An 18,479-nucleotide genomic window follows, 5' to 3' on the forward strand; every position below is an offset into this window, starting at 1 on the left:
GCGCGGTGAGCAGCGCGGAGCTCGACCCCTACCTGGACCTCGACCCCGACCCGGCGCTGTGGCTGATCGGCCCCACGCCGGAGCGGCCGGTGGAGCAGTGGCTGCCGGCGGCCACGGACGCGGTCGTCTCCGACTTCGGGCGCGGTGCGGAGCAGGCCCGCGAGCGTGAGCACGTCCGCGACGTCCTCGGACTCACCGCACGGCGCCATCCCTCTCCCCTGCCGCTGTTCGTGCTCCGGTGGCGCGAGCTCAGGGAGGTGCCGATGGCGCTGTTCCTCGGTCTCGTCGAGCGTGAGCCGGGCCTGACCGACCTCTGGCTGGACGCGGAGGACGGCGAGTCCGTCGAGCCGCCGGTCCGCGAGCCCGTGCCGACCGGAGCAGGTACGACGATCGAACGCTCGCTGTCCTACACCCACGACGGGGAGACCGGTCTCACGATCGGACTGAGATACGTCGTCGACACCGGCCACCCCGTGGCTGTCGTCCTCGCCCACACGGCGTCGGACTCCCCGGGAGACATCCTCGCTGCGGCGTCCGACGTCGAGGACCTGCTGCGCACGGTCCGCGTGCTCGACCAGCCACCCTCGGGAGGGCGCCGATGAGCGCCACGTCGTACCAGCTGGTGCTGCCCGCGCCCTGGGAGCGGATCAGACTGGACGGCTCGATCCGGACCCGGGTCCGCGAGATCGTGGAGCGGTCGGTGGCCCGGCTGCCCGGGGACCTCCCGCCCGACCAGGTGGCGCCCGCCCGCCGCCGTGTCGAGGAGGAGCTCAACCAGCTCCTCGTCGAGGCGCGGAACAACGGCGGGATCGACTACTACCTGCCGACCGAGCTCATGCACGGTCAGCAGCTGAACGCCAGCTTCGTCGTGAGCGCCGTCATCCCCGACGCGACCGCGGAGGCAGACCTGGTGCCACGAGTGATGGCGAGCCTGCTTCAGGCCGAGGACACCGCGGCGGTCACCGTAGGGGACACCACCTGGACCCGTCGCGAGCGCGTGCTGCGCCGACCTCCCGGCGGCCTCGTCGGCGACCAGGTCGACCTGCGCAAGGTCGAGTACCTCACCGCCGTGCCCGACGACGCCCGCCGCTGGGTGCTGGTCACCTTCACCACCGCCGGGGACGGTGACGTCGACAGCGAGGCGACCGCCCTCATCGTGGAGCTGTTCGACGCGATCATGAGCACCTGGCGCTGGGGCGCGGACCCCGCAGGGGGGAGCCCGGCCGCCGGCTCTGCCGCGGAGGCGTGACGTGCCCCGGCTCAAGCCGGCTCCGCGGACATCTCCCGGATCCGCGGGCTCAAGGGGCAGTACGTCGGAGCCTCTGCCGTGACGACCCTGGTGCCCGCGGCAGCCGTGTCGTTCATGTGGTGGGCGAGCCTGCCGGCCTCGTCGGTCCTCTTCGGGATCGGGATCGTCGTCGCTACCGTGCTGCCCGGCCCGTGACCTCGCACGGCCCCGGGTGCTGGCCACCGGCCCGGAGGTGCGTAGTCTGCAAGACTGCGCGCGGCGGGTGCGTGCGAGGAGAGGAGATGCGTTGGCGCGGCTGAGTCATCTCGACGCGGAGCGAGACCTCCAGAAGTACATCGTCCTCTTCCTGGGCTGGGCCGGGATCGCCCTGCTGATCCTCGGGGTCGCCGCGATCGGCTTCGAGCTGCAGGAGGTCTCCGGCGACGCGGAGGGCCCCGGGGAGTGGGTGCCGCTCCGCGCGGCCATGGGAGCCGTGGCCGTGCTGATCAGCCTGCGGCTGCCGCTGCTGGTGCGCCGCCACCGCGACGACATCTCCCGGATCAACGGGCTGAAGGGGCAGTACCTCACCGCGGCGGTCGTCACCGCTGTCCTGCCCGTCCCCGGCTCCGCGTTCTTCTGGTGGGCGGCGCTGCCGGCCAGCGCGGTCGGCCTGGTCAGCCTCGTTCTCGCAGCACGGGTCCCGAAGATCCCTGTTGAGGAGATGACCGAGACGATCGACTACCGCAACCCCGAGGCCTGGGGCGGCCCCACGTTCCTGGGGGAACGGTTCGTCTTCCTCAAGGTGATGGCGATCAGTTTCGTGCTCACGAGCGCCCTGGTGATCGCGCTCATCCTCTTTGCCACCTGACCCGATGAAGCGACCGGGCGGCCGGAGCGACGCGACGACGCCTCAGACCACTGACAGCGGCAGAAGCTTCTTTCCGGTGGGGCCGATCTGGATCTCGGTGTCCATCTGCGGGCACACGCCGCAGTCGTAGCACGGGGTCCAGCGACAGTCCTCGACCTCGGGGATGTCGGCGTCGGGGTCGGCCGCCGACAGGGCGTCCTGCCAGTCCTCCCACAGCCAGTCGCGGTCGAGCCCGGAGTCGAGGTGGTCCCAGGGCAGCACCTCGGAGTACTCCCGCTCCCGGACGGTGTACCAGTCCAGGTCGACCGGAGTGTCGGTCAGGCCTCGCTCGGAGGCGGCCACCCAGCGGTCATAGGAGAAGTGCTCGCTCCAGCCGTCGAAGCGGCCGCCGTCGCGCCAGACCTCCTCGATGATCCGACTCACCCGGCGGTCACCGCGGGAGAGCAGGCCCTCGATGATGCCGGGCCGCCCGTCGTGGTAGCGGAAGCCGATCGCTCGACCGTACTGCTTGTCCTCGCGGACCATGTCGCGCAGCTTCTTCAGCCGCTCGTCGGTGGTCTCGTGGTCGAGCTGTGCCGCCCACTGGAACGGCGTGTGCGGCTTCGGCACGAACCCGCCGATCGACACCGTGCAGCGGATGTCCTTGCGGCCGGAGACCTCACGACCCTTGGCGATCACCTTCTTGGCAAGGTCGCCGATCTCGAGCACGTCCTCGTCGGTCTCGGTGGGCAGGCCGCACATGAAGTACAGCTTCACCTGGCGCCAGCCGTGGGAGTACGCCGTCGCGACGGTGCGGATCAGGTCCTCCTCGGTGACCATTTTGTTGATCACCCGGCGCATCCGCTCCGACCCGCCCTCGGGGGCGAAGGTCAGCCCCGAGCGGCGGCCGTTGCGCGACAGCTCGTTGGCGAGCGTGATGTTGAAGGCGTCGACCCGGGTCGAGGGCAGCGACAGCGAGACGTTGGAGCCGTCGTACCGGTCCGCGAGGCCTTTGGCCACCTCCCCGATCTCGGTGTGGTCGGCGCTGGACAGCGACAGCAGACCGACCTCCTCGAAGCCGGACTTGCGGATGCCGTTCTCGACCATGTCGCCGATCGTGGTGATCGAGCGCTCCCGCACCGGGCGGGTGATCATCCCGGCCTGGCAGAACCGGCAGCCGCGGGTGCAGCCACGGAAGATCTCCACCGAGAAGCGCTCGTGGACGGTCTCGGCCAGCGGCACCAACGGCTTCCGCGGGTACGGCCAGGAGTCGAGGTCCATCAGCGTGTGCTTGTGCACCCGCCACGGCACACCGGAGGTGTTCGGCGCCACCCGCTTGATGCGACCGTCGGGCAGGTAGTCGACGTCGTAGAACTTCGGGACGTAGACGCCGCCGGAGACCGCGAGCCGGTAGAGCAGCTCGTCGCGCGGGGTGCGCCCGCCAAGACCTGGACAGCCTTCGGCCTTCCACTCCCGGATCACCTCGGAGATCGCCAGCACGATCTCCTCGCCGTCGCCGAGGACCGCGGCGTCGATGAAGTCCGCAATCGGCTCGGGGTTGAACGCCGCGTGCCCGCCGGCGAGCACGATCGGGTCCTCCTCGCCGCGGTCCACCGCGTGCAGCGGGATGCCGGCGAGGTCGATCGCGGTCAGCATGTTGGTGTAGCCGAGCTCGGTGGCGAACGAGATGCCGAGCACGTCGAAGGCCCGGACCGGCCGGTGATGTTCGAGGGTGAACTGCGGGATGCCGTGCTCCCGCATGACCTTCTCCATGTCCGGCCAGACGGCGTAGGTGCGCTCGGCGGCGATCCAGTCGCGCTCGTTGAGCACCTCGTAGAGGATCTGCACGCCCTGGTTGGGCTGGCCGACCTCGTAGGCGTCGGGGTACATCAGCGCCCACCGGACGTCGACCGCGGCCCAGTCCTTCAAGGTGGCGTTGAGCTCGCCGCCGACGTACTGGATCGGCTTCTGCACCGACGGCAGCAGCGGCTCGAGTCGCGGGAAGAGTGACTCGGCGTGGGGCGCGGGCATGCAGGAACCTCTCGAAGTCTGTTGTGGGGTCCCGACAAGGGTACGACGCTCACCCCGGAGGTTCTAACCCCGCGCAGGCGCTACTCCGGCTCGGCGAGCTCGCGCAGCGCGGCCTCCGCCTTGGCCAGCTCCTCCCGCGCGAGCGCGATCAGGTCGGCCAGGCCCTGGGTGCCGAAACGGTTGCTGATGTTGGCCACCGCCTCGACGATCACAGGGTCGACGTTCTCCGGCGGCGTGGTGCTCTCGGTCATCGGGCCATCCTGGCCCGTAGGCCGGGGACCGTCCACTACCTCGCGCGCAGCGTGTCACGGGTCTCGACAGACCCCCTGGACTGCAAGGGGGGCTACTCGGACGCGGACGCCTCGAGCGCGGAGAACAGGTCGGGCTCCTCGACGACCTGACCCGGACGGGACTCCGGGTGCCTGACCTCGGAGCCGGCGAACCCGGGACCCGGGTCTGGGGCGGTGCCGTCCTTCCACGAAACCGCCGCAGCATTGGCGAGCCGGTCCGCCGCCTCGTTCAGCAGGTGTCCCGTGTGGCCCTTCACCCATTCGAACCGCACCCGACGGCCACGCATCGCCACGTCGAGCGCCTTCATGATCTCGACGTTCAGGACGGGCTTGCCGTCCCCCTTCCGCCAGCCTCGCCGCTTCCATCCAGGCATCCACGTGGTGATCGAGTTGATCGCGTAGGTGCTGTCGCAGAAGACGTGCAGGTCGTCGGTCAGGTGTGCGGTCTGCTGGAGCAGGTCGAGCACGGCGGTCAGCTCGGCCATGTTGTTCGTCCCGTGAGCCCAGCCTCCGACGGCCCAGCACTCCTCGTCGACGTACCAACCCCATCCCGCTGGGCCCGGGTTGCCGAGGGCCGAACCGTCTGCTGCCGCGATGATCGTCACGGCCGCGCATTCTGCCACGACGCCAGACCGTCCGGTGCCGCCAGAAGGCGCGACGTTCGTGGCGAGCTCGCGGTCCGACCGCCCGGCTCCGTCCGGCGCGACCGGGTCACGTCCTCAGCCCTTGACGTAGGAGAGCTTCTCGCGGACCTTCCCGTCGCGGAACGCGATCAGGTCCACGCCACGGACATGTCCCTGCGTCCCGTCCGGCTCGCTCCAGGTGAACAGCCAGCGCACGACAGCGCGGTCCTTGCAGACGAGGGACTCCTCCTCGGTGAAGACGGGGTCGTTGGTCTCTGTGAACAGCGTCTCCCACACCCGGCGTACCGCCTCTGCTCCTTCGTGGCGCACGCCATCGGGAGCGGGCGAGGTCGACTCGAAGACGCAGTCCTCGGTCATCAGCGCCATGATCCGGTCGACGTCACGGGCTGCGAAGGCCGCGGAGAATCGCATCAGCACCGCGTGATTCCTGCCCCAGTCGGCGTCGCGTCCGAACGCCGCCAGTAGGTCCCCCTGCAGGTCCCCGGACCTCGAGGCAGGCGGCCCGATCAGCCCGGCGGACCTCATCAGCTCCTCCTGACCCTCGAACCAGCGGGCGACCTCGGCGACCAGCTGCGGGTCGAGGCGGGTCTCGCCGGTCGTGGCGGCTGCGAGGTCCCAGGCGTGGATCAGGTGGTCCGAGGCGAGCTGACGGACATACTCGGCCGAGTCCGTGTCCCCGAAGGAGAGGTGGACCTTCTCCCCGCGCGGAAGCCGCTCCGCGACGACGGAGACGGCCTGCTTCGCGGCATCCAGCGCGGCGGTGACGGGGTCGTCCCCGAGCAGGTCGCCGTCGAAGCGGTCGCCGACCGCGGCGATCGTGCGCCCCTGCATCAGGGGCGCGGTCCACAGATCCTCTCCCATCACGTGGTTGACGAGGTCTCGGACCGTCCATCCGGCGCAGGGCGTCGGGTCGTCCCACTGATCACTGTGAACGGCGTTCACCCGGTCCGCCCAGCACTCGACGGTGCGGTGGTACAGCGTGTTCAGATCCATGGCCGCTCCTCCTCCAGGACCCAGCGTGCTCCGCGTCCCGATGTGCGTCCAGAGGGACGTTCCCCACGACCCGGGTCAACCGTCGAGGCGAACCGCGTTCGCCTAGAAGCGGGAGCGCGCCAGACGGCCGCGCGCCATGCCGAGGCCGAGGGACCGGTCGGTGCGCAGGTGGATGTTCTGGAGCAGCCCGACCGCCATCAGGCCGGCGAACATCGACGAGCCGCCGTAGGACACCAGCGGCAGCGGCACCCCGGTGACCGGCATGATGCCCAGGCACATCCCGATGTTCTGGAACGCCTGGAAGCCCAGCCAGCAGGCGATCCCGCCTGCGGCGAGCCGGCCGAACAGGTCGTCGGCGTGGGCGGCGATGGTCAGGGCGCGCCACAGCACGACCCCGAGCAGCGCGATCAGCAGCCCCGCGCCGACCAGGCCGAGCTCCTCCCCCGCGACGGTGAAGATGAAGTCGGTGTGCTGCTCGGGCACGAACCCGGACTGGGTCTGGGACCCGTCGAAGAGCCCCTGACCGAAGACCCCGCCGTTGCCGATCGCGATCCGGGCCTGCTCGGTGTTGTAGCCGGCCCCCCGCGGGTCGAGCCCGGGGTTGGTGAAGGCCAGGAAACGGTCGACCTGGTAGTCCTTCAGCACCCCGGCCTGCACCGCGAGCAGGGCTCCCCCGACCGCTCCCCCGGCCAGCCCGGCCAGCCAGCGGCGGGGTGCACCGGAGACGGCGACCACGCCGAACACCGTGGCCGACAGCACCAGCATCGTGCCGAGGTCGGGCTGCAGGAGGATCAGCGCGGCCGGCAGCCCCGCGATCGCGAGCATCCCCACCACGTCGAGGTGCCGGACCTGCCGCTGCTTCCACGAGCCCTCGGTGCGCTCGGCGACGAACAGCGCCATCGCGACGACCACGGCGAGCTTGGCGAACTCAGCCGGCTGGATCGACATCCCGCCGAGCACCAGCCAGGAGCGCGACCCGTTGATCGTGCTGCCCATGACGAGGACCAGCACCAGGCCGGCCACGGAGGCGGCGTACACGAGCGGGGCGAGGATCCGCACCCAGCGGTGGTCGGTGGCCATGATCATCACGCCGAGCACGGTGCCGATCGCGATGTTGACCAGCTGCTTCTTCAGGTAGGCGGTGGGGACGCCGCCGGTGAGATCGTCACGGCTGACCGTGGCCGACCACACCAGCAGCGTGCCGATCACGAGCAGGCCGGCGACGGCGAGCATCAACAGCCAGTCCAGGCGTGGCACGCGGGCCCCGCGTTCGATTCGGACGGCGCGGGTTCTCGGCGCGGTGGCGAGGCTCATGACCGGCGCCTCCTGTCCTTGCGGGGCGGTTGTGCCGGCGGGAGGATCGCGCCGTCGTCGGCGAACACGGGGAGACCGGCGGGAGGCACGGCCCCGGGCAGCGCGGCCTTCGCCGGCACGACCCTGTCGCCGCGGACGCCGTACAGGGTCTCCCAGATCTTGCGGATCGCCGGTCCGGACGTGCCCGACCCGGTGCCGCCCTGGGACACCATCATCACCACGGCGTAGCGGTCGTCGTAGGAGGCGACCCAGGACGTGCTCTGCTTGCCGTAGACCTCGGCGGACCCGGTCTTGGAGCGGATCTTGACCTTGTCGAGCGGGAAGTCGAGCAGCCGCCACGACATCGTGCCGCGCTCGGAGACCCCGCGCAGCGCCTGGTCGATGTAGCGCAGGTGCCGCTCGGCGACCTTGACGCTGCCCGCCCTCTTCGGCTTGATCTCCCGGATCACGTTGCCGTCGGGGTCGACGACCGCCTTGGCCACCCGGGGCTCCCACAGCGTGCCGCCGTTGGCCAGGCTCGCGTAGGCGCGGGCGAGCTGGAGCGGGGTGACGATCGTGTCGCCCTGGCCGATCGCGAAGTTCACCGCGTCACCGGCGCGGTAGGCGTATCCCTCGGCGCAGAACTCGCGCGCGAAGCGGTGCAGGAAGTCGTTGCCGTCGCGTCGGCCGATCTTGCAGTAATAGTCCTTGTTGGCCTCGTAGTAGTCGCGCTTCCACTGCCGGTCGGCGATCCGCCCGCTGGCCTCGCCGGGCAGGTCGATGCCGGTCTCCTCGCCGAAGCCGAACCGCTTGGCGATGGCCACGAGCGGGTCCTTGGCCTCGAGGTCGTCGACGTCGCTGCCCCACTTCTGCCAGTAGTTGTAGCCGATCCGGTAGAAGAAGGTGTTGCAGGAGACCTCGAGCGCCTTGTCGAACCCGATCGAGCCGTAGGCACCCGACTCGTAGTTCTTGAAGGCCCGGTTGCCGACGGTGAACGACGAGGAGCAGGCCAGCCGGCTGTCCTGGCTGTAGCCGTTCTCCAGCGCCCCGGCGGTCATGAACGGTTTCCACGTCGACCCGGGCGCGAACTGCCCCTGGGTGGCCCGGAACAGCAGCGGGGTGCCGGCCTCGGCGGAGTACAGCCGCGCGAGCTGGTCGTTGCTGATCCCGCCGACCCACACGCTGGGGTCGTACGTCGGGTAGCCGGCCATCGCGACCACCCGGCCGTTGGTGACGTCGAGCACCACCGCGGCACCGGAGTCGGCGGCGTACTTGCGGCCCGTGACCTTGTCGACGGTGCGCCGCGCGGTCTTGATGGTCGACTCGAGCTGCTGCTCGACGACGGCCTGCACCCGGGCGTCGATCGAGGTGACCAGGGTGTCGCCGGCCTTCGCCTCGATCTCGCCGGAGTCACCGAGCACCCTGCCCATGCTGTCGACGGCCACCCGCTTGTAACCCGGCTCGCCGCGCAGGTACTCGTCGTACTGCTTCTCCACCCCGGCGCGGCCGACCACCGACGCGCCGTGCACCGAGGTGTCACCCTCGGCCTCGGCCTCGTCGAGCTCCTCCTCGGTGATCGGGCTGAGGTAGCCGAGCAGGTGGGCGGCGTTGATGCCGTACGGCGACGGGTAGGCGCGCACGCTGGTGGACTCGGCGAGCACCGCGGGGAAGTCCTCGCTCTGCTCGAGGATCGAGACGGCAGTCTCCTGCGGCACGTCCTCGGCGACCGGCACCGGCTGGTAGGGCGAGCCGTTCCAGCAGGTGCCGGTGACGGCGCCTTCCTCGCCGCAGAGCTTGGTGCGGGCGAGGATCTTCCGGTACGGCGAGCCGACGGTCCGGGCGACCCGGCGCAGCACGTCCTCCTGTGCCCGCTCGTCCATCTTCCTGAGGAGCGTCCGGTCGACCGTCACCACCCACGAGGTGCGGTTCGCCACCAGCGGCCGGCCCATGTCGTCGACGATCAGTCCGCGCGCCGGCTGCACCACGATCTCGCGCACCGACTGCTCTGCGGCCTGGGCCTGGTAGGACTCGCCGCCGAGGACCTGGAGGTACCACAGCCGGGCGAACAGGGTGAGGAACAGCGAGAGCACGACGGCCTGGACGACGATCAGCCGCAACCTGCTGCGCTGGCCGGTCGACGCCCTGCCGGTGCGTGTCGGCGGGACCATCAGTAGGCGACCTGGTGCGGTTCGAGCCGACGGAACAGGCCCATCATCACCGGCAGCACGAACGGAGTCAGCACGACGTCGTACACGACCGCGGTGGGGATCACCGCCAGCGCCTCGGCGAGCGGCACCGCCGGGTCGGCGAGCACCATGCCGCTCAGCGCGAAGACGGAGGTGCCGATGAACGACGACGCCGCGACGGTGACGACCGCCGCGACCGCGGAGGAGCCGGCGTCGTGGCGGACCCGGCCGGCGAGGTAGCCGACGACGACCAGCGCGAGCGCCCAGCGACCGGCGACGTGGTCGGCCGGAGGGGCGAGGTCGACGGCGAGCCCGGCGACGAAGCCGAGCACCGCGGCGAACTCCGGGCCGCGCACCAGGGCGGCGGCGACCACGACGAGCAGCGCGAGGTTGGGCACCACACCGTTGACCGCGAGCGGCGCGAACAGCGCGACCTGCAGGACCACCGCAAGCGTGATGACGACCGTGAGCACGAGGGCCCGGGCGGCGACCATCAGCGGCCCCCTTCCTGCGTCCCGCTGGGCGATCCCGCCTTGATCAGGTCGCGGTCGCCCCGGGTGTCTCCACGGACGACGACTCCGACCACGTCGAGCGCGGTGAAGTCGACGAACGGCGCGATGACCGCGCGCTTGGAGAGCTCCCGCGGGCTGCTGAACACCGAGGTGACCCGGCCGATCGGGACCCCCGCGACGTAGGGGGCGCCGTTCTCCGAGCCCCAGGTCACGACCACGTCGTCGCGGGCGGGGGTCACCGCGTTGTCCACGAGGTCGAGGTCGAGCTTGGCGGGCTCGCCGACCGCACCGCGGCCGCGGAGGAAGCCGACCTCCATGTTGGAGCCGAGCCGGCCGCCGACCACCGAGCCGCGGTCGACGATCAGCAGCACCGTCGCCGAGGACCGGCCGGCGCGGATCACCCGGCCGACCAGCCCTTCGCTGTTGAGCACGGTCATGTCTGCGTGGACGCCCGACGTCGTCCCGGCGTCGATGGTCACGGTGCGGCTGAACGACTGCGCCGGGCCGATCGCCACGACCCGGGCGGGGACCAGTGCGTGGCCGGTGTCCCGCGAGCTCCTCAGCAGCCCGTCGAGCTCGGCGGCCCGGTTGCGGGCGACCGACGAGGTGGCCAGCTCGCCCCGCAGCGCGTCGTTCTCGGCCTCCAGCCGGCGGACCTCCTTACGCAGGCTGCCGGTCGTGGAGAACAGGTCCGGCACCGCGCGGAACGGGCGTACGACGGTCGCGGTCACCTCCTGCACGGGGCCGAAGGCCTCCCCGACGACCGCTCGCACCGGCTCGACCGGGGAGTCGTCACCGCCGCGAACGTCGAGGGTGATCAGCGTGATGCTGGCGAGCAGCAGGAGCACGAGCACGCCGCGTGAGGGGCGCTCGTGCCGGTCGCGCATGGTCATGGGGTCACCACCCGGCGTCGTCCGGATGTCGTGGCGAGCACGCTCGAGGGCACCGTCCTCACCGTCGCCTGGGCTCGCTGACGAGCACCTGCTGCAGCGCCTCGAACTCCTCGACGCACTTGCCGGCGCCCATGGCGACGGAGTGGAGCGGGTCCTCGGCGATGTGCACGGGCATGCCGGTCTCGTGGCGCATGCGCTCGTCGAGGCCGCGGAGCAGCGCGCCGCCGCCGGTGAGGACCAGCCCGCGGTCCATGATGTCGCCGGCAAGCTCCGGCGGAGTCTGGTCGAGGGTGGCGCGCACGGCGTCGACGATGTCGTTGAGCGGCTCCTCGAGGGCCTGCCGGACCTCGGCGCTGGAGACCACGATCGTCCTGGGCAGCCCGGAGACCATGTCGCGGCCGCGGACCTCGGCCTCGGGCTCCTGCGGCAGCGGAAACGCCGAGCCGAGGGTCATCTTGATCTCCTCGGCGGTGCGCTCCCCCAGCATCAGGGAGTACTCCTTCTTCATCCACGCGATGATCGCCTGGTCGAGGTCGTCGCCGGCCGTGCGGACCGAGAGGCTGGTGACGATGCCGCCCAGCGAGATCACCGCGACCTCGGTGGTGCCGCCGCCGACGTCGACGACCATGTTGCCGGTGGCCTCGTGGACCGGGAGGTTCGCCCCGATCGCGGCGGCCATCGGCTCCTCGATGATGTAGACCCGGCGGGCACCGGCCTGGTAGCCGGCCTCCTTGACCGCCCGCTGCTCCACGGCGGTGATCCCGCTGGGCACACAGACCACGAGGCGCGGCTTGGCGAAGTAGCGCCTGCGGTGCACCCGCTGGATGAAGAACCGCAGCATCTGCTCGGTCGAGTCGAAGTCGGCGATCACACCGTCCTGGAGCGGCCGGATCGCGGTGATGTTGTCCGGCGTGCGGCCGATCATCCGCTTGGCCTCGTGGCCGACCGCGAGCACCTCGCCGGTGGTGGCGTTGAGCGCCACGACCGACGGCTCGTCGAGCAGCACGCCCTTGCCGCGGACGTAGACAAGGGTGTTGGCGGTGCCGAGGTCGACCGCCATGTCCCGGCCGATGAAGCTGTTCGCCATGTCCCGCCCTCTGGTGTCCGCACAGGGGTACGACGATCACGTGCTCGTCGTACCGTGCGAAAAGCCTAAGAGGGCAAGGCTTTGCTTCCCGGCAGGACACGCGCGTGCCCGCCGTCCCGCTGGTCGAGCCCGTCCTCCGCTGGTCGAGCCCGTCCTCCGCTGGTCGAGCCCGTCCTCCGCTGGTCGAGCCCGTCGAGACCTAGAGGCCCGGGAACCAGATCTTGATCTCGCGCTCGGCGGACTCGGGCGAGTCCGAGCCGTGCACGAGGTTCTCGCGGTTCGACAGCGACAGGTCGCCGCGGATGGTGCCGGGGGCCGCCTTGCGTCCGTCGGTGGCGCCGTTGATCGCACGCACCACCTCGATCGCCTCGTCGCCCTCGAGCACGCAGGCCACCAGCGGCCCGGAGGTCACGAACTCCCGCAACGGCGGGTAGAAGTCGCGCTCGACGTGCTCGGCGTAGTGCTCGTCGGCCTTGGCGGCGTCGATCGTGCGCTGCTCGAGGGCCACGATCGAGAGCCCCTTGGCCTCGTAGCGACCGAGGATGTTGCCGACGAGGCCCCGGCGGACGGCGTCGGGCTTGAGGAGGACCAGAGTGCGCTGCGACATGGTCGCAGCCTATCTACTGGCCGGCGCGGGTCTCGACGGGCTCGACCTCCGGGTCTCGACGGGCTCGACCACCGGGTCTCGACCGGCTCGACCACCGGGTCTCGACGGGCTCGACCACCAGGCTGTCCGGTGACCGCTCAGGCCGGCCCGTGCTCGGCGGTCCACTGCTGCTCGAGCACCTCGCGCTCAGCACGCTCCCGGTCGACCTTCGCGCCCAGGAAGAACGCTCCGGCCCACAGGGCAGTGAACACCCCACCGAGCACGAACATGATGGGCACGACGAAGCCCAGGGCCAGTGTGACCAGCTGGATCGTCCAGCCGAGGTAGTAGGCCCACGGCATCCGCAGCAGGCCCGCCGTCACGACACAGGCCGCCGCCAGGCCGAACCCGATGCCGAGCGCCGTGCCGACGTCCAGGTCCTCCAGCCCGATCAGGACCAGCCCGCTGAGGAAGAGCACGACCGCCTGCAGCGACAGCATGGTGGCGCTCATCGCCCGCTTCGCCGAGCGCATCAGGAGGTCCTCCCCTCGGCCGCACTGGGGCGAGCGGCCCGCTCGCGCGGCTTCAGCATCGCGCGGGCCTCGCCCACGGTGACCACCGAACCGGTCACCAGCACACCGCCGGAGCCGTAGACGCCACCGGTCTCGGCCAGGGTCGCCGCCATCTCGATGGCGTCGTCGAGCCGCGGCGCGACGTGCACCCGGTCGACCCCGAAGATGCCGCGGGCGACCTCGGCGAGCTCCTCGGCCGGCATCGTCCGGGAGGTGGAGTTCTGGGTGCAGACGATCTCGGCGAAGCTGTGCTCGAATGCCGCAAGCAGGCCCTCGTAGTCCTTGTCCGCCATCACCCCTACCACACCGACCAGCGGGTGGAAGGTGAAGGAGTCCTCCAGCGCGGCGGCGGTGGCCGCGGCGCCGTGCGGGTTGTGGGCGGCGTCGAGCACCACCGTGGGGCTGCGCCGGATGATCTCGAGACGCCCCGGCGAGGTGACCTGGCCGAACGCCTCGTGCACGAGCTCGGCGTCGAGCGGCTCGTCGCCGGCGAACGCCTCGACGGCGGCGAGGGCGAGCGCGGCGTTCTGGCCCTGGTGGGCGCCGTAGAGCGGCAGGAACAGCTCGTCGTACTCCGCGCGCAGACCCTGGAGCCGCAGCATCTGCCCACCGACCGCGGGCAGCCGGTGGACGACACCGAAGTCCACGCCCTCACGCAGCACCCGCGCGTCGACCTCGGCGGCGCGTTCGAGGATCACCTCCGCCACGGCCGGCAGCTGCTCGGCCATCACCACGGTGCAGCCGGGCTTGATGATCCCGGCCTTCTCCAGCGCGATGTCCTCCGGGGTGTCGCCGAGGTACTTGGCGTGGTCGACGCTGATCGGGGTGATCACCGCGACCTTGGCGTCGACGACGTTGGTGGCGTCCCAGGAACCGCCCATGCCCACCTCGACGATCGCGGCGTCGACCGGCGCGTCGGCGAACGCCGCGTAGGCCATGCCGACCACGGTCTCGAAGAACGACAGCGGGTGCTCGGCCTCCGCGTCGGCGAGCGCTGCGAACGGCGCCACGTCGCGGTAGGCCTCGACGAAGGTCTCCTCCGAGACGGGCTCGCCGTCGATGGAGATCCGCTCGGTCATCGACTCCACGTGCGGGCTGGTGAACCGCCCCGTGCGCAGCCCCAGGGCGCGGATCAGCGTGTCGACCATCCGCGCGGTGCTGGTCTTCCCGTTGGTCCCGGTCAGGTGCACGACCGGGTAGGCGTGCTGCGGGTCGCCGAGCAGGTGCACCAGCGCCCGGATCCGGTCCAGGCTCGGCTCGAGCTTGGTCTCGGGCCAGCGGGCGAGGAGCGCACGTTCCACGTCGGCGTAGGTCGTGGGGTCGCCGTCGGGCGTGGCGGAGGCAGGGGTGTCAGGCATCGCGGTTCGAGTCTACGGGGGTACGACGGCCCGCCCGTCGCCGCACGACCTGCCCTGCCCGTCGTACCGGGCCGAACTGAGTCGCAGCACCCGAAGCCCCACCCGTAAGATTTCCTGCCATGGACAACGATCCCAAGCCCCAGCAGACCGGAGAGACCACCGACGCGACCCACGGCCGCTCGGTCGTCGTACCCGACCGGCCTGCCCTGGAGGGGCTGGAGGACAAGTGGGTCCAGCGCTGGGAGGACGAGGGCACCTACCGGTTCGACCGGTCCCGGACCCGCGAGGAGATCTACTCGATCGACACCCCTCCCCCGACCGTCTCCGGCTCGTTGCACGTGGGCCACGTCTTCTCCTACACCCACACCGACCTCATCGCCCGCTTCCAGCGGATGCGCGGCAAGGAGGTCTTCTACCCGATGGGCTGGGACGACAACGGCCTGCCCACCGAGCGCCGGGTGCAGAACTACTTCGGCGTGCGCTGCGACCCCTCGCTGCCGCACGACGAGGACTTCACGCCGCCGGAGAAGCCGGACCCGAAGAAGCAGGTCCCGGTCGGCCGGCAGAACTTCATCGACCTGTGCGAGCAGCTCGTCGAGGAGGACGAGAAGACCTTCGAGGCGCTGTGGCGCAAGGTCGGCCTGTCGGTGGACTGGACCCAGACCTACACCACGATCGGTGAGGACGCCCGGGTCGCGAGCCAGCGGGCGTTCCTGCGCAACTTCGCGCGCGGTGAGGCGTACTCCACCGACGCGCCGACGCTGTGGGACGTCACGTTCCAGACCGCTGTCGCGCAGGCCGAGCTGGAGGCTCGGGAGTACCCCGGTGCCTACCACCGCGTCGCGTTCCACCGCCCCGCCGGCGAGCCGGTCCACATCGAGACCACCCGCCCGGAGCTGATCCCCGCCGTGGTCGCGCTGATCGCGCACCCCGACGACGAGCGCTACCAGCACCTGTTCGGTACGACGGTCACCTCGCCGGTGTTCGGCGTGGAGATCCCGGTCCTCGCACACCCCGCGGCCGAGCCCGACAAGGGCGCCGGCATCGCGATGTGCTGCACCTTCGGTGACCTGACCGACGTGATGTGGTGGCGCGAGCTGCAGCTGCCGGTGCGCACGGTGATCGGCCGCGACGGCCGGCTGCACCGCGATACGCCGGCCTGGCTGTCGCTCGAGCCCGCCGCCGCGGCGTACGCCGACCTGGCCGGGAAGACCACGTTCAGCGCCCGCGAGGCGATGGTCGAGAAGCTCCGCGAGACCGGGGACCTCGACGGTGAGCCGAAGCCCACGCAGCGGATGGCGAACTTCTTCGAGAAGGGCGACAAGCCGCTCGAGATCGTCTCCACCCGGCAGTGGTACCTCAAGAACGGCGGACGCGACCTCGAGCTGCGCGCCGAGCTGATCGACCGGGCGACCGAGATCACCTGGGTGCCGGAGTACATGAAGCACCGCTACACCAACTGGGTCGAGGGCCTCAACGGCGACTGGCTGGTCTCCCGGCAGCGCTTCTTCGGCATCCCGTTCCCGGTCTGGTACCCGCTCGACGCCGACGGCGAGCCCGACTACGACCACCCGCTGATGCCGTCGGAGGACGAGCTCCCGGTCGACCCCTCCTCGCAGGCGCCGCGCGGCTACGACGAGGACCAGCGCGGCAAGCCGGGCGGGTTCATCGGCGACCCCGACGTGATGGACACCTGGGCGACGTCCTCGCTGACGCCCCAGATCGTCACCGGCTGGGAGCGCGACCCGGACCTGTTCGAGCGCACCTTCCCGATGGACCTGCGCCCGCAGGCGCACGACATCATCCGGACCTGGCTGTTCGCCACGGTCGTCCGCGCCCACCACGAGAACGGCGTCGTTCCCTGGTCGCACGCCTCGATCTCGGGCTTCGTGGTCGACCCCGACCGCAAGAAGATGAGCAAGTCCAAGGGCAACGTCGTCGTCCCGACCGACATCCTCGACAAGTACGGCGCCGACGCCGTCCGGTGGCGTGCCGCCCTGGCCCGTCCCGGCGCCGACTCGCCGTTCGACGAGACGCAGATGAAGGTCGGTCGCCGGCTCGCGATGAAGGTCCTCAACGCCTCGAAGTTCGTCCTCGGACTCGGCGCGGTGGAGACCTCCCCCGCCGCGGTCAGCGCGCCGGTCGACTGCGCGATGCTCGGGGGCCTGGCCGAGGTGATCACCAAGGCCACCGAGTCGTTCGAGGCCTACGACTACACGACCGCGCTCGAGGTCACCGAGAAGTTCTTCTGGGAGTTCTGCGACGACTACCTCGAGCTGGTCAAGGAACGCGCGTACGGCGGCCGAGGCGACGAGCCGGCCGCGTCGGCGAAGGCGGCCCTGGCGATCGCCCTCGACGTGCAGCTGCGCCTGCTTGCGCCGTTCCTGCCGTACGTCACCGAGGAGGTCTGGTCGTGGTGGCGCGAGGGTTCCATCCACCGCGCCCCGTGGCCGACCATCACCGATCTCGGTTCCGCGGCGTCGACCCGACCGGCGCTGCTGGCCGCCGTGGCGGACGTGCTCACCGGGATCCGCGGAGCCAAGTCGCAGGCCAAGGTGAAGATGCGTGCCGAGCTCTCCTCGGTGACCGTGACCGGTCCGGCCGAGTCCCTCGAGCTGGCCGAGCTGGCTGCGGAGGACCTGCGTGCCGCGGGCAACATCACCGGCGAGCTGGTCTTCCGCGAGGGTGCCGGCGAGCTCACCGTCGACGCGCAGATCGCCGAGCAGCCGGAAGCCTGAGCCGGACCGGGATGCGGCCGGTGCCCTGACGACGCGGGGCAGCGGCCGCTACCTTGCTCCGGGGAGTGGCTCAGTGCCGCCAGCCGTGACGGGAGCCGTCGCGGTCACCCCACGAACGCCCATCACGATCCCGGTCGCCCCAGGAGCGGTTGCCGCGGTCGCGGTCACGCCAGGAGCGGTTGCCGCGGTCGCGGTCATGCCAGGACCCGCGGTCGTGATCGGACCGGTCGCGACCCGTCCACCGCTCGCTGCGTTGGGACAGGTCACCCCAGGTGTACGACGAGCCGTGCGCGGCACGCTTCTCGTGACGACCGTGGTCGTCGCCGCGCCGGTCCCGCCGGGACCGCTTCGACTCGGACCTGGCCGGCCAGCTCGCACGGCCGTAGGACCGATCCCGGCTGAATGAGCCGATCGTGCGGCCGAGGTCGCGCAGAGTCTTCTCCGCAGAGCTCGACGCCCGCTCGACGGCCCGCTCCGCACCTCTCCTGACACGGGCAGCCGCCTTGGCGTTCCGCTCCGCGGCCTTGGCTGCGGCGCGCTGCGCCCTGTGCACGGCCCGGTCCGCCTTCGCCGACGCGCGCTCGGCCTCCGCACGCGCACGTGCAGCTGCCTTCTCGGCCCGCTCTGCGGCCCGCTGCGAGGGTGCCGGCTGCACGCGACCGGCGGTCTGGGACCTCCGATCGGGGCTTCCGGTGCTGGCTGCGGTGCGCGCGGTGCCGGCGTTCGAGGGCACCGACGTGGCGACCGCGCGCTGGACCTGCACCGTGGCGGCGCTCGAGCCCCTTCGCGCTTGCTCGCCGGACGTCGTCGGTGACTTGGGGGTGGGGGCGGAGTGCAGCGCCTCGAAGACCGGCCCGAGGTCTGCGACCGTCTCCGAGGGAGGCTCGTAGGCGGGCAGGGGCAGGCTGCCGTGCACACGGGCCGTGCCGCCGATGACGGCAGCCATCAGCCGCCCGCCCTGGGCGTCGGCGCTCTGGATCCCGACGAGGGTGGCGGCGGCGAACGCGAGCAGCACGAAAGCCACGATCGGCTTGCGGTGTTCTGCGCTCACTGCTGGCTCTCCCGAGGCGAGAAGCACCTGCGCGAGGTGCTGGATAGGTGCCTCTCGATTCTGACGATCTGTCGGGTTCGTGTCCGGCAAACGCGAAAATCCAGACATAACAAACCTCACGCCCCGAACCCTCAAGTCAGCGGGTCGACCTGCCGACAACGGCACGAGGC

General features: G+C 71.1%; 17 protein-coding genes. 4 read left to right on the top strand and 13 right to left on the bottom strand.

All coding sequences use genetic code 11. The annotated features are described in order from the left end of the window. The first annotated feature begins 5 nt into the window (after nucleotides 1-5). The 3 genes from ACYVIH_RS14740 (at nucleotide 6) to ACYVIH_RS14750 (ending at nucleotide 2,096) form a co-directional block, all read left to right on the top strand. Complete coding sequence (locus ACYVIH_RS14740; protein ID WP_460870217.1) at nucleotides 6-602, top strand: hypothetical protein; 597 nt, start codon at nucleotides 6-8, stop codon at nucleotides 600-602. Next, nucleotides 599-1,249: a hypothetical protein gene (locus ACYVIH_RS14745; RefSeq protein ID WP_460870218.1), complete on the top strand. Its 651-nt coding sequence runs from the start codon at nucleotides 599-601 to the stop codon at nucleotides 1,247-1,249. Before ACYVIH_RS14740 ends, ACYVIH_RS14745 begins: the two co-directional genes overlap by 4 nt. A 286-nt stretch (nucleotides 1,250-1,535) precedes the next feature. After that, the gene (locus ACYVIH_RS14750) at nucleotides 1,536-2,096 is read left to right on the top strand and encodes a hypothetical protein (protein WP_460870219.1); all 561 of its coding nucleotides are present in this window, start codon (nucleotides 1,536-1,538) and stop codon (nucleotides 2,094-2,096) included. A 42-nt stretch (nucleotides 2,097-2,138) separates the two neighbouring features. Here ACYVIH_RS14750 and ACYVIH_RS14755 read toward each other — a convergent pair whose 3' ends face one another. The 12 genes from ACYVIH_RS14755 to ACYVIH_RS14810 all read right to left on the bottom strand — a co-directional run bounded on the left by ACYVIH_RS14755 (nucleotide 2,139) and on the right by ACYVIH_RS14810 (nucleotide 14,520). Then, nucleotides 2,139-4,106, bottom strand: coding sequence for a TIGR03960 family B12-binding radical SAM protein (locus ACYVIH_RS14755; protein WP_460870220.1), 1,968 nt, complete (start codon nucleotides 4,104-4,106; stop codon nucleotides 2,139-2,141). 80 nt (nucleotides 4,107-4,186) lie between these two features. Beyond that, a complete protein-coding gene (locus ACYVIH_RS14760) occupies nucleotides 4,187-4,357 on the bottom strand; it encodes a hypothetical protein (protein ID WP_460870221.1) in 171 nt (56 codons plus the stop codon). 92 nt (nucleotides 4,358-4,449) lie between these two features. Further along, nucleotides 4,450-5,001: an RNase H family protein gene (locus ACYVIH_RS14765; protein ID WP_460870222.1), complete on the bottom strand. Its 552-nt coding sequence runs from the start codon at nucleotides 4,999-5,001 to the stop codon at nucleotides 4,450-4,452. Nucleotides 5,002-5,115: 114 nt separating this feature from the next. Beyond that, a complete protein-coding gene (locus ACYVIH_RS14770; protein ID WP_460870223.1) occupies nucleotides 5,116-6,033 on the bottom strand; it encodes a TIGR03086 family metal-binding protein in 918 nt (305 codons plus the stop codon). Between the two features lie 102 nt (nucleotides 6,034-6,135). Then, nucleotides 6,136-7,347, bottom strand: a complete 1,212-nt coding sequence (rodA, locus tag ACYVIH_RS14775; RefSeq protein WP_460870224.1) for a rod shape-determining protein RodA — start codon at nucleotides 7,345-7,347, stop codon at nucleotides 6,136-6,138. Next, nucleotides 7,344-9,494 carry a penicillin-binding protein 2 gene (gene mrdA, locus ACYVIH_RS14780; RefSeq protein ID WP_460870225.1) on the bottom strand — a complete coding sequence of 717 codons (2,151 nt, stop codon included), beginning with the start codon at nucleotides 9,492-9,494 and terminating at the stop codon, nucleotides 7,344-7,346. The genes rodA and mrdA overlap by 4 nt, the downstream gene beginning before the upstream one ends. After that, nucleotides 9,494-10,006, bottom strand: a complete 513-nt coding sequence (gene mreD, locus ACYVIH_RS14785; RefSeq protein WP_460870226.1) for a rod shape-determining protein MreD — start codon at nucleotides 10,004-10,006, stop codon at nucleotides 9,494-9,496. Before mreD ends, mrdA begins: the two co-directional genes overlap by 1 nt. Beyond that, nucleotides 10,006-10,917, bottom strand: coding sequence for a rod shape-determining protein MreC (mreC, locus tag ACYVIH_RS14790; RefSeq protein ID WP_460870227.1), 912 nt, complete (start codon nucleotides 10,915-10,917; stop codon nucleotides 10,006-10,008). The genes mreD and mreC overlap by 1 nt, the downstream gene beginning before the upstream one ends. 58 nt (nucleotides 10,918-10,975) lie before the next feature. Then, on the bottom strand, nucleotides 10,976-12,004 hold the full coding sequence (locus ACYVIH_RS14795; RefSeq protein ID WP_460870228.1) for a rod shape-determining protein: 1,029 nt from the start codon (nucleotides 12,002-12,004) through the stop codon (nucleotides 10,976-10,978). A gap of 199 nt (nucleotides 12,005-12,203) precedes the next feature. Then, nucleotides 12,204-12,611, bottom strand: coding sequence for a nucleoside-diphosphate kinase (gene ndk / locus ACYVIH_RS14800; RefSeq protein WP_460870229.1), 408 nt, complete (start codon nucleotides 12,609-12,611; stop codon nucleotides 12,204-12,206). 137 nt (nucleotides 12,612-12,748) lie between these two features. Beyond that, nucleotides 12,749-13,123 carry a DUF4233 domain-containing protein gene (locus tag ACYVIH_RS14805; protein ID WP_460870230.1) on the bottom strand — a complete coding sequence of 125 codons (375 nt, stop codon included), beginning with the start codon at nucleotides 13,121-13,123 and terminating at the stop codon, nucleotides 12,749-12,751. Continuing rightward, nucleotides 13,123-14,520 (bottom strand): bifunctional folylpolyglutamate synthase/dihydrofolate synthase, encoded by a 1,398-nt coding sequence (locus ACYVIH_RS14810; protein WP_460870231.1) that lies wholly within the window; start codon nucleotides 14,518-14,520, stop codon nucleotides 13,123-13,125. Before ACYVIH_RS14810 ends, ACYVIH_RS14805 begins: the two co-directional genes overlap by 1 nt. 119 nt (nucleotides 14,521-14,639) lie before the next feature. Between ACYVIH_RS14810 and valS the strand changes: the two genes are divergently transcribed. Further along, entirely contained in the window at nucleotides 14,640-17,258 is a 2,619-nt protein-coding gene (gene valS, locus ACYVIH_RS14815; protein WP_460870233.1) for a valine--tRNA ligase, read from the top strand. Nucleotides 17,259-17,328: 70 nt separating this feature from the next. Here valS and ACYVIH_RS14820 read toward each other — a convergent pair whose 3' ends face one another. After that, entirely contained in the window at nucleotides 17,329-18,309 is a 981-nt protein-coding gene (locus ACYVIH_RS14820; RefSeq protein ID WP_460870234.1) for a hypothetical protein, read from the bottom strand. Nucleotides 18,310-18,479 lie beyond the last annotated feature (170 nt).

The sequence above is a fragment of the Nocardioides pakistanensis genome (assembly GCF_054781215.1).

Coding starts and splice junctions, on each gene's coding strand:
- ACYVIH_RS14755 (WP_460870220.1), bottom strand. CDS start 4,106: ATGCCCGCGCCCCACGCCGAGTCACTCTTCCCGCGACTCGAGCCGCTG.
- ndk (WP_460870229.1), bottom strand. CDS start 12,611: ATGTCGCAGCGCACTCTGGTCCTCCTCAAGCCCGACGCCGTCCGCCGG.
- ACYVIH_RS14745 (WP_460870218.1), top strand. CDS start 599: ATGAGCGCCACGTCGTACCAGCTGGTGCTGCCCGCGCCCTGGGAGCGG.
- mrdA (WP_460870225.1), bottom strand. CDS start 9,494: ATGGTCCCGCCGACACGCACCGGCAGGGCGTCGACCGGCCAGCGCAGC.
- ACYVIH_RS14795 (WP_460870228.1), bottom strand. CDS start 12,004: ATGGCGAACAGCTTCATCGGCCGGGACATGGCGGTCGACCTCGGCACC.
- valS (WP_460870233.1), top strand. CDS start 14,640: ATGGACAACGATCCCAAGCCCCAGCAGACCGGAGAGACCACCGACGCG.
- ACYVIH_RS14810 (WP_460870231.1), bottom strand. CDS start 14,520: ATGCCTGACACCCCTGCCTCCGCCACGCCCGACGGCGACCCCACGACC.
- rodA (WP_460870224.1), bottom strand. CDS start 7,347: ATGAGCCTCGCCACCGCGCCGAGAACCCGCGCCGTCCGAATCGAACGC.
- ACYVIH_RS14805 (WP_460870230.1), bottom strand. CDS start 13,123: ATGCGCTCGGCGAAGCGGGCGATGAGCGCCACCATGCTGTCGCTGCAG.
- ACYVIH_RS14770 (WP_460870223.1), bottom strand. CDS start 6,033: ATGGATCTGAACACGCTGTACCACCGCACCGTCGAGTGCTGGGCGGAC.
- mreD (WP_460870226.1), bottom strand. CDS start 10,006: ATGGTCGCCGCCCGGGCCCTCGTGCTCACGGTCGTCATCACGCTTGCG.
- mreC (WP_460870227.1), bottom strand. CDS start 10,917: ATGACCATGCGCGACCGGCACGAGCGCCCCTCACGCGGCGTGCTCGTG.
- ACYVIH_RS14760 (WP_460870221.1), bottom strand. CDS start 4,357: ATGACCGAGAGCACCACGCCGCCGGAGAACGTCGACCCTGTGATCGTC.